Here is a 15,083-nt window from a genome sequence, read left to right on the forward strand (position 1 = left end):
ACCCCCTCATGACCGACGTAGCGAATGTCCGGGCCTCGGCCCCGGACGAGGAGCTCAACCCGAAACGGTGGATAGCCCTGACGGTCATCCTCGTCGCGGCGTTCATGGACATGCTCGACAGCACGATCCTGAACGTCACGATCCCGTCGATCCAGGCGGACCTCGGGGCGGACTACGCGGCGATCCAGTGGATCACCGCGGGCTACCAGCTCGCCTTCGCGCTCCTGCTGATCCTCGGCGGGCGCATCGGCGACATCTTCGGCCGCAAGCGCATGTTCATGCTCGGCACCGCGGGCTTCACCGCGGCGTCCCTCGCCTGCGCGCTCTCGGCCAACCCCGAGATGCTCATCGCCTTCCGCCTCCTGCAGGGCGGTTTCGCGGCCGTCATGGTGCCGCAGGTCCTCGCCATCATCCACGTGAGCTTCCCGCCGCAGGAACGCGCCAAGGCGTTCGGGTTCTTCGGGACCGCCGCGGGCCTCGCCGCCATCTCCGGCCTCAGCCTGGGCGGCCTGCTGATCCAGCTCGACCTCTTCGGCCTGGACTGGCGGCTCGTCTTCCTCATCAACGTCCCCATCGGCCTCGCGGGCCTCATCATCGGCCAGGGCAGCATCCGCGAGTCCAAGGCCCCGGTGCCGCTTCGGCTCGACATCATCGGCACGATCCTCGCCGCCGTCGCCCTCTTCCTGCTGATCTTCCCGCTGGTGCAGGGCAGGGAGCTGGACTGGCCCGCCTGGGGCTTCGTCATGATGGCGCTGTGCCCGGTCGCGCTCGTGGTGTTCGTGCTGCACCAGCGCGCCAAGACGCGGCGCGACGGCTCGCCCATCGTGGTGCTCTCGCTGTTCGGCATCCGGAGCTTCTCCTCCGCCCTGGCCGTGCAGATCGCCTTCAACATCGGCGTCGGCATCTTCTTCCTGTCCTGGACCCTCTACCTCCAGCTCGGCCTCGGCTGGACCCCGATGCACGCCGGCCTCACCAGCCTGCCCTTCTGCATCGCCACCTTCATCACCTCCGCCCTGTCGTACGCGGTGCTCGCCGCCAAGCTGGGGCGCAAGCTGCTCCAGATCGGCTCGGTCTCCGCGGTGATCGGCCTCGCCTCCTACGCGTGGCTGGTCGGCGAGCAGGGCGCCGACATCAACAGCTGGCAGATGATCGTCCCGCTCGCGTTCTTCGGCGCGGGCTTCGGCATGATCATGTCGCCGATCCCCGACATCGCCACCAGCGAGGCGCCTCCGCAGGACGCGGGCTCGGCGTCCGGCCTGGTCAACACCAACCAGCAGCTCGGCTTCGCCATCGGCACCGCGCTGGTGACCGTCGTCTTCTTCGGCGCGCTCGCCGGGGCCGCGGCCGACACCTCGCGCGATCTCGCCCCGCAGCTGCGGTCCGACCTCACCGCGGCGTCGGTCTCCGCGCCGTCGCAGGACCAGATCGTGGCGTTCTACGAGGAATGCACCAGTGCCTGGGCCGAGAGCGAGAACTGGTCGCCGCCGCCGTGCGGGACGCCCCCCGCGGGCGTCGCCGAGCCGGCCGCCGCGCCCGTCCTGGCCGCGGCCAACGAGGAGGGCACCGGGCAGACGTTCGCCCGGACCTTCGAAGGCTCGCTCTGGTGGTTCGTCGGCATCATGGCGCTGGTCTTCCTGCTGACGTTCCTGCTGCCCCGCAAGAACGCCGCGCTCGAGGCCGCCGCCGCCTACCACGCCGCACAGGAGGAAGGGGAGCGGAAGGACTGACGTCCCGCCGCTCCCCTCTAGGGGGCCGGAGCCCATCCTCACGAGGCTCCGGCCCCTGCTCACTGCCGTTCGGGCAGGTCCACCACGAGCCCGTCGACCGCGTCCGTCACCGGCAGCTGGCAGCTCAGCCGGCTGTTCGGATGGCGCGGGCACGCCGTGGTGTACAGCAGTTCGTCTTCGATGTCGGACATCGGCGGCAGCGCGTTCTGCGCGCCGTCAGCGACGTACACGTGGCAGGTCCCGCACATCGCCCCGCCCCCGCACTCCGCGACGATCCCCGGCACCCCGTTCACGAAGGCGCCGCGCATCACCGACTCCCCGGTGGGGACGTCGACGACGGTCTCGGTTCCGTCGGGGCTCCGGTAGGTGATGCTTGCCATCCGCTCCTCCACCCTCGCGGTGTTCGATTCTCCCCACCCTGCCCCGGCCCGCTCGCGAAGCGCTCGACGGCCGCTGGAGCAGGGGCGGTGGAGGCTCCAGGCGGCTTCGAGAGCACTGGCGGAAGGTGGGCGCGGGGCATCCGCGCCCCGCCCGCGACCGAAGGAGGAGCAGACGTGAAGACCAGCCCGGCACTCGCCTGGGCGCCCGCCGCCCCGGGCGAGCCCCTGGAGCACACGACGCTCGACGTCCCGCTCGACCACGGCGACCCCGGCGGCGAGCGGATCACGCTCGCCCTCAGCAGGCTCCCGGCCCGGGACCCCGCCCGGCGAAGGGGCGTGCTCCTGCTCGTCCACGGCGGACCGGGAGGCGACGGCGGCGTGGGCCGCGAGCTGCCCTCCAGGCTCGCCGGGACCCCGCTCGCCGACGTCTACGACCTCATCGGCTTCGACCCGCGCGGCACGGGCGCGTCCACGCCCCTGTTCGTCGAGGTCACCCCGGTCACCGCGCCCTTCGACTCGCGCCCACCGGATTCGGCGTTCGCCGCGCTCGCCGCCGACATGCGCGAGCGCGAGCTGGGCTGCCTGCGCGCGGGCGGTGCGCTGCGCCCCCACGTCAGCACCCGCAACATCGCCCGTGACATGGACGCGATCCGCGCCGCCCTCGGCGAGGAGAAGATCAGCTTCGTCGGCTACGCCTACGGCACGTACGTCGGGGCCGTCTACGGCACCCTCTTCCCCGAGCGGCTCGACCGCAGCGTGCTCGACTCCTGCGTGCACCCCGGCTGGACCTGGCGGCAGCAGTTCCTCGCCCAGGCCAGGGAGATCCGCGCCAACGTCGACCGCTGGACGGCCTGGACGGCACGGCGCGCGTCGTACTTCGGGCTCGGCGCGGAGCCCGCGGCGGTCCTCGGCGCCGTCGAGGACGCCGCCGCGGCCCTCGACACCGCGCGGCGCACCTCCCTCGACGGGATCATCGGGAGGATGTCCACCGACCGCGCGGCCTGGGAGCGGCTCGGCCGCCTCGTCGCGGACCTGCGCGCCGCCGTCGCCGCGGAGAACGCCGAGGAGGTCGACGCGCTCCTGGCCGCGCACGCCGACCGCGTCTGGGCCCGGTCAAGCACGCAGCTCGCGCAGAGCGTCCTGGAGGCCGTCACCCTGGAGACGGAGTGGCCCGCGGACCTGGAGACCTACTACGCCGACATGCGCGAGTGCCGCGAGCGCTACCCCTATGGGCTCGGCGTCCTGCGCGCGAGCCCCTGGGTCGGGGCCTTCCGCACCTTCCAGCCGCCGGAGCCGCCCACCAGGCCGGTCCGGGACGGCTATCCCGTCGGCCTCATCGTGCAGGCCGACGGCGATCCGATGGACAGCTACGAGGGCGCCGTGGCGATGGCTGAGCTGCTCGGCCACCACCTGGTCACCCTGACCGACTCCGGCGAGCACGAGGTGTACGGGCTCGGCGGCCCGAACCCCGCGCTGGACCGGATCGTGGAGGACTACCTCATCGGCGGCGTGCTCCCCGCGCCGCGCGTCTCGGTGCCCGCGGGCCGTCCCGCGCCGCCGATCCCCGAGGGCTGACCGCGCCCGCGCGCCGGCGGAGTCCGCTCCGCCGGCGCGCGGGCCCGCGCCCGTCAGCGGACGGGTGCCGCCGCGGCCTTGACCGGCTTCCACCACGTCGGGTTGTCCCGGTACCAGGCGACCGTGGCCGCGAGCCCCTCGGCGAAGGGGACCAGGGGCGCGAAGCCCAGCTCGGCGCGGATCTTGCCGTCGTCGAGCGCGTAGCGCCGGTCGTGGGCCTTGCGGTCGGCGACCGGGCGGATCAGCGCGGGGGAGGCGTCGCAGAGCTCCAGGAGGAGGTCGGCGACCTCGCGGTTGGTGTGCTCGGCCTCGCCGGCGACGTTGTAGACATGGCCAGGACGCCCCGCCCTCAGCACCTGCGCGACGGCCCGGCAGTGGTCGGAGACGTGCAGCCACTCGCGCCGGTTCTGCCCGTCGCCGTACAGCGGCGCGGGCTCCCCGTTCAGCAGGTTGGTGACGAACAGCGGGATGAACTTCTCGACGTGCTGGTAGGGGCCGTAGTTGTTGGAGCAGCGGGTGACCGCGACGTCGAGGCCGTGGGTGCGCGCGAAGGACAGCGCGAGGAGGTCGCTGGCGGCCTTCGACGCCGCGTAGGGGGACGTCGGCGCGAGGATCCACTCCTCGGTCCACTTGCCGTCGGCGATGGACCCGTAGACCTCGTCGGTGGACACGTGCACGACGCGCCCGACCCCGGCGTCCACGCACGCCTGCATCAGGTGGTGGGTGCCGAGGACGTTCGTCTGGACGAAGTCGAGGGACGACATGAGCGACCTGTCGACGTGGGACTCCGCGGCGAAGTGCACGACCGCGTCGTGTCCGGGCACCAGCTCGGCGAGCAGCGCCCGGTCGCACACGTCGCCGCGCACGAACTCCATCCGGGGGTGGGCGCCGGGCAGGTTCGCACGGTTCCCTGCGTAGGTGAGCTTGTCCAGGACGGTGACGGCGGCTTCGGTGAAGCCGGCGTGAGCCCCGTCCAGCAGGCCGCGCACGAAGTGCGAGCCGATGAACCCGGCGGCGCCGGTGACCAGTATGCGCATGCCGCGATCGTCGCGCGTCCTGCTCGAACCCCGCTGCACGGGCGGTCGACCGGACGCCGGGCGCTTCGACCTCGCCTCGATCGGGGTTCGAGAGCCGGGGCGGACCCTGGCGGGGATTCCCCCTATCTGAGGAGCGCCATGACCGAGCAGAGCATCCCCGAAGTGCGCAAGTCGGTGACGGTGGACGTCGGCGTCGAGCGGGCCTTCGCCATCTTCGCCGAGCGCCCGATCGAGTGGTTCCCCGAGAAGCACGTGTTCGTGGAGGACCGCAGGTCCCTCACCATCGAGCCCCGCGTCGGCGGCAGGTACTTCGAGGTCGGCGCGGACGGGACGGACATCGCGTGGGGCACCGTCGTGGAGTGGGAGCCGCCGCGGCGGATCGTGCTCACCTGGCGGGTCGGGCCGGGCTGGCGGCCGGTCTACGACGACGCGCTCGCGAGCTTCATCGAGGTCGACTTCGCGCCCGCGGGCCCCGACAGGACCGAGGTCACCCTCACCCACTCCGGCCTGGAGCGGCACGGCGAGATCGCCGGGATGATCCGCGCCGCCCTCGACGGGCCGTCCCCGGGGGAGACCCTGGCCCGCTACAGCGAGGTCGTGGCCCGGCACGGGGCGCGGCCCGCGGCGGAGCCGGTCACGCTCGTCAACAGCTTCACCGTCACCGGGGACGCCGCGGAGTTCGAGAAGGTCTTCGCCGAGACGTCGGCGTTCTTCGCCGAGCAGCCGGGCTTCGTGGACCACGTCCTGATGCGGCAGACGGACGAGCCCGGCAGCTACGTGAACCTCGCCCGGTGGCAGAGCGCGGGGGCGCTGCGGGCCGCGGTGGCCCGGCCCGAGTTCGCCCCGCACGCGGCCGCGCTGCGCGGCCTCAGCACGTCGGTGCCGCGGGTGTTCACCGGCGTCATGGCCGAAACCGCGCAGCACTAGGGAGAGGGGCGGCGGGAACGGCTCCCTGGACCGTTCCCGCCGCCCCTCTCACACGCGCTGGACCAGAAGGCCGGCCTCGGGGAGTTCAAGGGACGGGTCGGCCGTGAGGATCGCGTGCTGGAGCCGCTGGAGCCGCGCCGAGGGCTCGACGCCGAGCTCCGCCGCGAGAGCCGAGCGCAGCTGCCGGAACACGCCGAGGGCCCGCCACTGCTGCCCCGAGCGGTACAGGGCGGTCATGAACATGGCGCACAGGTTCTCGTGCATGGGGTTGCGCGCCACCAGCATGGAGAGTTCGCTCAGGATGCCGTGGTGGCGGCCGAGCCGGAGCTCGGCGTCGATCCTGGTCTCCAGGAGGCTGATGCGGCTCTGCTCCAGGCAGGTGACCTCGATCTCCAGGGGCATGCCCTTCTGGACGTCGATGAGCACCTGTCCGCACCACAGTGTGAGCGCCTGCCGGGAGAGCCGGGAGGCCTCCGCGTAGTCGCCTTCCTCGTGGCAGCGCATCGCGGCGGCCGCCAGTTCGTTGTAGAGATGGGCGTCCACGCGCACCGTGTCGGCCGCGAGCAGGTAGCCGTTGTATCGGGTGATGAGGACGTTCTTGGCCACGCCCGGGGCGATCTGCCCGATGAGCCGGCGCAGTTGCAGAATGTAGGTCTGCATGGTCGTCAGCGCGCTTCTCGGCGGATTCTCGCCCCAGATCTCCTCGACGAGCGTGGAGACCGGAACGACCTCCCCGGCACGCAGTGCCAGCAGGGCGAGAATCTGCCGTGGTTTTCCTGCGGTCGGCGCAATGGAACGTCCGCCGCCCATCGCCTCCAGAGGGCCCAGTACCTTGATTTCCAGCATTAATCCTCCACAAGCGGGATGGTTTTGTCCGCTTTGAGAACCTTCCTCTGCATAGTGCAGAGTGAGTCGGCGCGGAAGACAGTGTTGCTCTCACAAGATCGCATGAAGATCTCAGTCCGGAACTCAAGGCCGGCTTGACCCCGGAAGCAGGCGGGCTCGAGCGGGAGGTGCGCCGGGTTCAGCGCAGGGCGGTGAAGAACTCCCGCAGATCGGTCGTCAGCAGGTCAGGGGCCTCCAGCGCGGCGAAATGGCCGCCGCGCGGGAACTCCGTCCAGCGGACGACGTGGTGGACGGCTTCGGCGAACGGGCGGATGGAGAAGTCGGTCGGGAACACCGCGACGGCCGTCGGCACGGTCCCGCGCTCGGGACGCGCCCGCATCGCCGGGTCCTGGAACCTCTCGTAGTAGGTGTGGGCCGCGGAGCCCGCGGTGCCGGTGAACCAGTAGACGCTCACGTCGGCCAGGACGCGGTCGATGCTGACCGCGTCCTCGGGCAGGCCGGCCTGCGGATAGGTCCAGTCCTTGAACTTCTCCACGATCCAGGCGAGCTGGCCGGCCGGGCTGTCGTGCAGGGCGGCGGCGATGGTCTGCGGCCGGGTGCCCTGGAGGCGCATGTACGCGCCCTCCTCCTCGCGCCAGCGGCCCATCCGGGCGAGCCTGTCACGCTCGGCGTCGCTGAGCGACCCCATCACCTCCGGGTCCTCGACGGGGAAGGTGAGCAGGGCGTTCACGTGGACGCCGACGACGTGCTCCGGCGCGATCCGCCCCATGATCGGGGCGATCAGCGCGCCGACGTCGCCGCCCTGCACGCCGTACGCGTCGTAGCCGAGCAGGGCCATCAGCTCGACCAGCGCGGCAGCGGTGCGGCCGTCGGTCCAGCCGGGACCGGGCAGCGGGCCGGAGAAGCCGTAACCGGGCAGCGACGGGATCACCAGGTGGAAGGCGTCCTCGGCCGAGCCCCCGTGCGCGACGGGATCGGTCAGCGGTCCGATGAGGTCGAGGAACTCCACGACCGACCCCGGCCAGCCGTGCAGCAGCATCAGCGGGCGCGCGCCGGCCTCGGGGGAGCGCACGTGCAGGAAGTGCACGCGGGCCTCGTCGATCACGGTGGTGAACTGCGGCCAGGCGTTGAGCTCGGCCTCCTGGGCGCGCCAGTCGAAGCCGCCGGCCCAGTAGTCGGCCAGCTTGCGCAGGTAAGAAGTGGGTACTCCGCGCTCCCAGCCGGCGCCGGGGATCTCCGGGGCCCAACGGGTGCGGCGGATGCGGTCACGGAGGTCGCCGAGGTCCCGCTGGGGGACCTCGACGCGGTGCGGAGTGATCCGCGAAGGCGTTGCGTCGTCGTTCATGCGGCGACCGTAGCAACGATTGGTGACAGGTTCTGGCACCAATAGGGGCGCATAATGGATCGCATGGTGGACACTTCGCTCCGGCTCCTCCGCCTGCTGTCGCTCATGCAGTCCCGCGCCGACTGGACCGGCGCCGAACTCGCCGACCGGTTGGGCGTCGGCCTGCGCACCCTGCGCCGGGACGTGGACCGGCTGCGCGAACTCGGCTACCCGGTGGACGCGACCCCGGGCGCCGCGGGCGGGTACCGGCTGGGCGTCGGCGCCGCGCTGCCGCCCCTGCTGCTCGACGACGAGGAGGCGGTAGCGGTGACGATCAGCCTCCGCACCGCCGCGACGGGCCCCGTGGCGGGCCTCGAAGAGGCCGCGCTGCGGGCCCTCAGCAAGATCCAGCAGGTCCTGCCCTCCCGGCTCCGGCACCGCGTCAGCGCCTTCCAGGCGGCCGCCGTCCCGCTCGGCGGCGGCTCGGCGGACGTGGTCGACCCCGACCTGCTCGCCGCGCTCGCCGCGGCATGCCGCGACCACAGGATCACCCGGATCAGCTACCAGAGGGGCGAGGAGGTCACCCAGCGCTCCCTGGAGCCCTACCACCTCGTGCACACGCCCCGCCGCTGGTACCTGCTGGCCTGGGACACCGGCAGGGAGGCGTGGCGGACCTTCCGCGTCGACCGGATCGTGCCTCCCGTCCTGGCCACCGGCCCCCGCTTCACGCCCCGCCCGCTTCCCGCCGACGACCCCGCCGCCTACGTCTCGGAGGCCATCAGCGCCGCGCCCTACCGGCACCGTGCCCGGGTCCTGTTCCACGCGCCGATCGAGGAGGTCGCCCCGCACACGTCGCCGACCTCGGGGCGGCTGGAGGCCTTGGACGACCGCAGCTGCGTCTTCCACGCCGGTTCGGTGTCCCTGCGCGACTTCGCCGTCCACGTCGCGGTCAAGGGGTTCGACTTCGAGGTCATCCACCCGCCCGAGCTCGTCCCGGTGCTCCGCGAGGTCGCCGAACGGCTGGCCAGAGCCGCCGACGCGGGCGTGCGCGCCGTTCCGGAGCGCTGAGGCTCCGCCACGTCCGGCCACGGTCCTGCCACAGTCGGCCTCGCACGTGACAACGCGGGAGTCGGCTCCTTAGGCTGGCAGCGCTTGGCGCGGGTGGCCGACACGCCCGTCTGTGCGCTCACAGATGAGGACTGCTCCATGCTCAGAGTGATGCTGGCCGAGGACATGCACATCGTCCGGGCGGCCCTGGCGGCTCTGCTGGACCTGGAAGCCGACATCGATGTCGTGGCCGACGTCTCCTCCGGCGACGAGATCCTGCGCGTGGCGCGCAACGTCCGGCCCGACGTGGCGATCATCGACGTCGACCTGCCCGGCCTGGACGGCATCACCGCCGCCGCGGCGCTGCGCACCCAGCTGCCGGGCGTGCGGACCCTCATCCTCACCGGCCTGGGCAGCCCCGGCACGCTGCGCAGGGCGCTCTCGGCGGGGGCCAACGGCTTCATCGTCAAGGCGGCGCCGCCCGAGGAGCTCGTCGGCGCGATCCGGACCGTGGCGGCGGGCCGCCGCTATGTCGACAGCCAGCTCGCGATCGCCGCGTGGAACGACGCGGGCTGCCCGCTCACCGAGCGGGAGCTCGAGGTGCTCTCGCTCACCGAGCAGGGCGCGCGGCCCGAGGAGATCGCCTCCGAGCTCTGCCTGACCTCGGGCACCGTGCGCAACTACCTCACCGCCGCGGTCTCCAAGCTGAACGCGCGCAACCGGATCGACGCCATCCGCATCGCGCGCTCCGCCGGCTGGATGTGAGGAGCCGGGGCGATCACTCGGTCCGCGGCACCACGGCGCGGAACGCGACGGCGCCTCCGCGCCGCGGGGCGGCCCGCAGCGACCCGTCGAGTGCGGCGAACCTGCGGCCGAGCCCGCTGACGAGGCCGTCCTCGATCGCGCCGAGCGGCGGGGACACCCCGTCGTTGAGGATGTAGAGCCGGAAGTCCTCGCGGGTGCCGTGCACGGCGATCCGGCACGAGGTGACCTGGCTGTGCCGCAGCACGCAGGCGACGCCGGTGCGCAGCACGACGGAGAACAGCGAGTGCACGCGGGGAGGCAGCGCGCCTATCCCGAGCCGCACGTGCGGCTCGATGCCCTCGGCGGCCAGGAGGGTGCTCGCCTGCGACGACTCGGCGGCGAGCGTCAGGGAGCGCGTCCGCAGCGCGAAGGAGCGGATGCGGCTCAGGGTGTCGCGGGCGATGCCGAGCAGCTCGGCCAGTTCGGCTCGGGCGAGTTCGGGCGAGTTCGGGCACAGCGAGAACGCGTGGCGCGCCTTGCGGACGACCGCGCACAGGCTGCGCTGGACGAAGTCGCGCAGCAGCCTGTCGGCGTCGTGCAGGGGGAGGGGCGGGAGGACGGCTGGGGCCGCCGCGTCGGGCAGCGGCACGCTGCCGCCGAGCAGGAACCCCCGGTCCCTGCCCTGACGGGTGAGGAGGGTGCCGCCCACGGCGGCCATGCGGAGCGCGAGGCTGCCGAGGCCGCTTCCCCCCGAGGTGGAGTCGGAGAGCCGCGGCCTGTCGTTGGCGACGGTGACCGACGCCTGCGCGCCGTCGCGCCGCACGGCGATGTCGCAGCGGGTGGCGGCGCTGTGCCGCAGCACGTTGGTGACGCCCTCGCGCACGACCGCGGAAAAGGCACGTTCCACGCCTGGGGGGAGCGGGGTGTCGGCTCCGGTCAGGTGGGCCGTGATCCCGGCCGCGGCGAGGACGGGTGCGGCGCGGGCGAACTCCTCGGCGATCGGTATCCCGGGCCGCCCCGCGGCGACCTCCCGCATGTCGGCGAGGGCGCGCTCGCCGAGGGCGAGGACCTCGCGGAGTTCGTCGGCCGCGCGCGACGGGTGGCTGCCGAACAGGCGGAGGGCGAGCTCGCCCCTGAGGGTCAGGGCGAGCAGGTGGGAGCCCAGCAGGTCGTGGACGTCCCGGACGAGCCGCGCCTCGCCGGGAGGTGGGGGAGAGGCCCCCGGCACGGGGGCTAGCGGCGTGTGTCGTTCTGCCTGGAAGTGCATGGCGATCACCGTTCGCTGGGTCGTCCGGACCGTGAATCAGTGCTATTCAGGTGAGCTTTAACGGAAGTATTCTCCGTGCCGTGATCATGGTTGGCAACCCGATGCGGGGTTTCTCACATCCGTGGCCAATTGTGGATGATCGGGTGGCCTGTTCGTGGATCGGATGTGAATGCACGAAGATCCATCCGGTAGCGGATGCCGTGCGACCTCTGATCATGCGTATGACGCTCCGAGAGGGCGGCGGAAATCTTTTTCCGCTATGCCCCGGTCTAAACTTCCTGCAATTCTCTCTCGGTCGGTACTTCATTGTGAATGTATTGGGACAAAACAAATAGAGCAGGTTGGCACACGCTCATTACAACCGTGTTTCTCACTGAAAATTCTGTGTTGGCGAATGCGGTGCGACGAAAGGTTCCGCCGTTCACGCATGGCAGGCGGGAAGCCCTCCGTGGAACTCCACCATCTCCGCGAACGCCAGGGCCTGGTCGGGCCGGCCCGCCGTGAGATCGGCGTACGCCCGGTGCAGGTTGCCGACGATCCGCTCCGGATCGGCCAGCAGTCGGTGGACGCCCGGATCCGCGGCGCGCGCGGCGTCGAGCGGACTGAGCCCGGCGCGCAGCCCCGCCTCGGCCACTTCGAGCAGCCACGTCAGGTACGCGCCGGTCTCGTCGATCAGCCCGGGTCCGCCGACGGGTCCGTGCCCGGGCACGACGACGTCGGCGCCGAGCGCGCGCAGCGCGTCGAGCACCTTCAGCGAACCGGTGACCGAGCCCATGAGGCAGAACGGGGTGATCCCGGACCAGACGATGTCGCCGGCGAACAGCACGCCGTCCTCGGGCAGCCAGACGACGGTGTCGCCCTCGGTGTGCGCGGGACCCGGATGCAGCAGTTCGAGGGCCCCGCCGAACCCGTCGAGGGAAGCCGCCGGGCCCGGGTAGACGATGTCGGGAAGCACGATCGGCGTCGCGCCCCACTCGACCTGCGGCCACAGGCCGCGCAGGCCGGGGCCGGCGATCTCCTGGTCGCGCGCGCAGTTCTCGTGCGCGACGATCACCGCCCGCGGCTTGAAGCAGCCGTTGCCGAACGTGTGGTCGCCGTGGAAATGGGTGTTCACCACGTAGTCGGGGCCGCCGGGCGCGAGCCCGTCGACCGCCTCGGCCAGCGCCAGGGTGCGCCGCTCGGTCGCCGCGGTGTCGACGAGCGCCGTCGCCCCGTCCCGCCGCACGATCCCCGCGTTGTTGACGCACCAGCCCCCGTCCGGCTGGACGTAGGCGTGGACGCCGTCGGCCACCTGCTGCAGCCGGGGCGCTCCTGTCTTCTCGAGCATCGCCCGCCTCCCCTCTCCGTCGCTTGTGCGGCGAACCTCGCACGGGCCGTCGGAGCCTCGCTGGAGCCGGAGGAGAGGCCCGCATCGACTGAGAGTCCAGCACGGTTAGAGCGCATCGGATGACGATCGGGCCCCCGAGACCCACCGCAGTGAAGGAGCAGACCATGGGACGCACCGCGGCAACCGCGACCGTGCCCGCCGAGGACTACGTCGCCATCCTGGCGTTCTACGCCCGCCAGATGCACCTGCTCGACGCCCTGAAGGTCGAGGACTACGCCGAGACGTTCACCGAGGACGGCGCGGTCGACCACGCCCACCGCGGCGAGCGCCTCGACGGCCGCGAGGCGATGCTGGCCATGATGCGGGCCGCGCTGCCCCGCTACCGGTCGGTGGCCGTCCGGCACTGGTTCGACCACCTCCTGATCGAGCCGACCGAGGAGGGCTGGAAGGTCGCCTACTACTCGCTCGTCACCCGCACCGACGCCGCAGGCAAGGTCGACTTCGAGCCGACCTTCACCGTCCACGACGAACTCGTCCGCGGCGCCGACGGCGAGATCCGCACGAAGCTGCGCGTCATCCATCAGGACAAGCCCGCGACCGCGGCGGGTTGAGCCGCCGCGCCCAGGGAGACGAGATGAAGGGCATCGTCCTCGCCGGCGGGACCGGCACACGGCTGTTCCCGATCACGCTCGCCGTGTCCAAGCAGCTCCTGCCGGTCTCCGACAAACCGATGATCTACTACCCGCTGTCCGTGCTGATGCTGGCCGGGATCAGGGACATCCTCATCATCACCACGCCGTCGGCGCTCCCGCAGTTCCAGGAACTGCTGGGCGACGGCGTCCAGCTCGGCGTCTCGCTGCGCTACACCGTGCAGGAGGAGCCGAGGGGCCTGGCCGAGGCGTTCACGCTCGGCGCCGACTTCATCGGCGGCGACAGCGTCGCCCTGGTGTTGGGCGACAACATCTTCCACGGTCCCGGGCTCAGCGAGCTGCTCGCCCGGCACGCCGGCCCGGTCGACGGCTGCGTCCTGTTCGGCTATCCGGTGAGCGACCCCGAGCGCTACGGGGTGGGCGAGACGGACCCGGAGACCGGCGTGCTCGTCTCGATCGAGGAGAAGCCGCGCGAGCCCCGCTCCAACCGCGCGATCACCGGCCTCTACCTCTACGACAACGACGTCATCGACGTCGCCAAGAACCTGCGGCCCTCGGCCCGCGGGGAGCTGGAGATCACCGATGTGAACCGCTGGTACCTCGCCCGGGGCAAGGCCCGGCTCGTGGACCTGGGCCGGGGCTTCGCCTGGCTCGACACCGGCACGCCCGGGTCGCTGCTCAAGGCCGCGCTCTACGTGCAGACCATGGAGGAGCGCCAGGGCGTGCGGATCGCGTGCCTTGAGGAGATCGCCTACCGGATGGGCTACATCGACGCGGAGGAGTGCCGCAGGCTGGGCGAGCGCCAGGCCAAGTCGTCCTACGGAAGGTACGTGATGAGCGTCGCGGCCGAGACGCTGCCGGTCAGGTTCCCGGCCGGAGACGCACGGTGAGCCGCGGCGTGCCGCTCGCCGAGCGCCTGGCGGTCTCGGCGGCCCCCGTCGCGAGCGAGAGCGCCGCGGAGTGCCACCGGTGGCTGCGCGAGCGCGCCGACGCGCACCGCTTCGCGATCGAGCCGATCCCGTTCGGCGCGCTGCGCGGCTGGCGCTTCGCCGACGGCACCGGCAACCTCGTGCACGACAGCGGAAGGTTCTTCACCGTCGAGGGCCTGCGGATCGGCGGCCCGGACGGCCCGGTGCACCAGCCGGTCATCGACCAGCCGGAGATCGGGATCCTCGGCATCCTGGCCAAGGAGTTCGACGGGGTGCTGCACTTCCTCATGCAGGCCAAGATGGAGCCCGGCAACCCCTGCCCGGTGATGCTGTCGCCGACCGTCCAGGCGACGCGCAGCAACTACACCCGCGTGCACCGGGGCTCGCCCGTCCGCCACCTGGAGCACTTCCTCGGGCCGGGCCGCGGAAGGGTCGTCGCCGACGTGCTCCAGTCCGAGCACGGCGACTGGTTCCGGGGCAAGCGCAACCGGAACATGGTGGTGGAGGCGCTCGGCCCGGTGGAGGAGCACGAGGACTTCCGCTGGGTCACCCTCGCCCAGCTCCACGCGCTCCTGGGCCGCGACAACGTCGTCAACATGGACGCCAGGACGGTCCTGTCCTGCCTTCCGCGGGCCGAGTCCGCCGCCGAAGGCCGCGACGTCCCGGTGACGCCGACGCAGGAGCTGCTGAGCTGGTTCACCGACCGGCGCGCCGACGCGGGCCCGCCCGCGGTCCGCCTCCCGCTCGCGGGCCTGCCGGGCTGGCGGTACGGCCCGACCGCCATCAGCCGGGAGGACGGCGCGGGCTTCCGCGTCGTCGCCGTCGACGTCAGGGCCGAGGCCCGCGAGGTCGCCTCCTGGTCGCAGCCGCTGATCGAGCCCGTCGGCAGGGGCCTGGCGGCCTTCCTCGTCCGCGAGTTCGGCGGCGTCACGCACGTCCTGGTGCAGGCGCTCCCCGAGCCGGGCTTCCGCGACGGCGTCGAGCTGGGCCCGACGGTGCAGCGCATGTCGCGGGCGGTCCCGGCCTACGGCTCCCAGGCGTTCCTCGACCACGTGCCGCCGCCGGGCTCGCCGCTGATCAGGTTCGAGGCGGTGCACGCCGAGGAGGGCGGGCGGTTCCTGCGCGCCGAGAGCCGCTACGTCATCGCCGACGCCGGCCCCGGGGTGCCCGACGCGCCCCCGCCGGGCTTCGCCTGGGCGACCGCGGCGCAGCTCACCGAACTGCTCAGGCACTGCCACTACGTGAACGTCCAGGCGCGGACCCTCATGGTGTGCCTGAACGCGCTGGGCTGAGCCGGGCGCGG

14 protein-coding genes are annotated in these 15,083 nt (G+C 72.3%); 8 read left to right on the forward strand and 6 right to left on the reverse strand.

Features of this window, described 5'->3' with window-relative positions; genetic code table 11:
* The first annotated feature begins 8 nt into the window (after positions 1–8).
* A complete protein-coding gene (locus ACYVOM_RS36390; RefSeq protein ID WP_460308145.1) occupies positions 9–1,727 on the forward strand; it encodes an MFS transporter in 1,719 nt (572 codons plus the stop codon).
* 59 nt (positions 1,728–1,786) lie between these two features.
* Here the strand turns inward: ACYVOM_RS36390 and ACYVOM_RS36395 are convergent, their stop codons facing one another.
* Complete coding sequence (locus ACYVOM_RS36395) at positions 1,787–2,107, reverse strand: 2Fe-2S iron-sulfur cluster-binding protein (RefSeq protein WP_460308146.1); 321 nt, start codon at positions 2,105–2,107, stop codon at positions 1,787–1,789.
* 174 nt (positions 2,108–2,281) lie between these two features.
* Between ACYVOM_RS36395 and ACYVOM_RS36400 the strand changes: the two genes are divergently transcribed.
* Positions 2,282–3,682 carry an alpha/beta fold hydrolase gene (locus tag ACYVOM_RS36400; protein WP_460308147.1) on the forward strand — a complete coding sequence of 467 codons (1,401 nt, stop codon included), beginning with the start codon at positions 2,282–2,284 and terminating at the stop codon, positions 3,680–3,682.
* A 53-nt stretch (positions 3,683–3,735) separates the two neighbouring features.
* Here ACYVOM_RS36400 and rfbB read toward each other — a convergent pair whose 3' ends face one another.
* Positions 3,736–4,719, reverse strand: a complete 984-nt coding sequence (gene rfbB / locus ACYVOM_RS36405) for a dTDP-glucose 4,6-dehydratase (protein WP_460308148.1) — start codon at positions 4,717–4,719, stop codon at positions 3,736–3,738.
* A gap of 138 nt (positions 4,720–4,857) precedes the next feature.
* Between rfbB and ACYVOM_RS36410 the strand changes: the two genes are divergently transcribed.
* Positions 4,858–5,646 (forward strand): SRPBCC domain-containing protein, encoded by a 789-nt coding sequence (locus ACYVOM_RS36410; protein WP_460308149.1) that lies wholly within the window; start codon positions 4,858–4,860, stop codon positions 5,644–5,646.
* A 48-nt stretch (positions 5,647–5,694) separates the two neighbouring features.
* Here the strand turns inward: ACYVOM_RS36410 and ACYVOM_RS36415 are convergent, their stop codons facing one another.
* Both ACYVOM_RS36415 and ACYVOM_RS36420 read right to left on the reverse strand, forming a co-directional pair.
* Positions 5,695–6,492 (reverse strand): AfsR/SARP family transcriptional regulator, encoded by a 798-nt coding sequence (locus ACYVOM_RS36415; RefSeq protein ID WP_460308150.1) that lies wholly within the window; start codon positions 6,490–6,492, stop codon positions 5,695–5,697.
* A 178-nt stretch (positions 6,493–6,670) separates the two neighbouring features.
* A complete protein-coding gene (locus ACYVOM_RS36420; protein ID WP_460308151.1) occupies positions 6,671–7,837 on the reverse strand; it encodes an epoxide hydrolase family protein in 1,167 nt (388 codons plus the stop codon).
* A 63-nt stretch (positions 7,838–7,900) separates the two neighbouring features.
* On the opposite strand from ACYVOM_RS36420, the gene ACYVOM_RS36425 reads away from it, so the two are divergent.
* Both ACYVOM_RS36425 and ACYVOM_RS36430 read left to right on the forward strand, forming a co-directional pair.
* Positions 7,901–8,884, forward strand: coding sequence for a helix-turn-helix transcriptional regulator (locus ACYVOM_RS36425; protein ID WP_460308152.1), 984 nt, complete (start codon positions 7,901–7,903; stop codon positions 8,882–8,884).
* Positions 8,885–9,022: 138 nt separating this feature from the next.
* The gene (locus tag ACYVOM_RS36430; protein ID WP_460308153.1) at positions 9,023–9,628 is read left to right on the forward strand and encodes a response regulator transcription factor; all 606 of its coding nucleotides are present in this window, start codon (positions 9,023–9,025) and stop codon (positions 9,626–9,628) included.
* Between the two features lie 13 nt (positions 9,629–9,641).
* Here the strand turns inward: ACYVOM_RS36430 and ACYVOM_RS36435 are convergent, their stop codons facing one another.
* Both ACYVOM_RS36435 and ACYVOM_RS36440 read right to left on the reverse strand, forming a co-directional pair.
* Complete coding sequence (locus ACYVOM_RS36435; protein WP_460308154.1) at positions 9,642–10,874, reverse strand: sensor histidine kinase; 1,233 nt, start codon at positions 10,872–10,874, stop codon at positions 9,642–9,644.
* A gap of 421 nt (positions 10,875–11,295) precedes the next feature.
* The gene (locus ACYVOM_RS36440) at positions 11,296–12,201 is read right to left on the reverse strand and encodes an MBL fold metallo-hydrolase (protein ID WP_460308155.1); all 906 of its coding nucleotides are present in this window, start codon (positions 12,199–12,201) and stop codon (positions 11,296–11,298) included.
* Positions 12,202–12,365: 164 nt separating this feature from the next.
* Here ACYVOM_RS36440 and ACYVOM_RS36445 point away from each other — a divergent pair, with 164 nt between their 5' ends.
* The 3 genes from ACYVOM_RS36445 to ACYVOM_RS36455 are packed head-to-tail and all read left to right on the forward strand — an operon-like array spanning position 12,366 to position 15,072.
* Positions 12,366–12,812, forward strand: coding sequence for a nuclear transport factor 2 family protein (locus ACYVOM_RS36445; RefSeq protein WP_460308156.1), 447 nt, complete (start codon positions 12,366–12,368; stop codon positions 12,810–12,812).
* 23 nt (positions 12,813–12,835) lie between these two features.
* Positions 12,836–13,741: a glucose-1-phosphate thymidylyltransferase RfbA gene (gene rfbA / locus ACYVOM_RS36450; protein WP_460308157.1), complete on the forward strand. Its 906-nt coding sequence runs from the start codon at positions 12,836–12,838 to the stop codon at positions 13,739–13,741.
* Positions 13,738–15,072, forward strand: coding sequence for an NDP-hexose 2,3-dehydratase family protein (locus ACYVOM_RS36455; protein ID WP_460308158.1), 1,335 nt, complete (start codon positions 13,738–13,740; stop codon positions 15,070–15,072). The genes rfbA and ACYVOM_RS36455 overlap by 4 nt, the downstream gene beginning before the upstream one ends.
* The last annotated feature ends 11 nt before the right edge of the window (positions 15,073–15,083 follow it).

It is taken from the genome of Actinocorallia aurea, assembly GCF_054783995.1.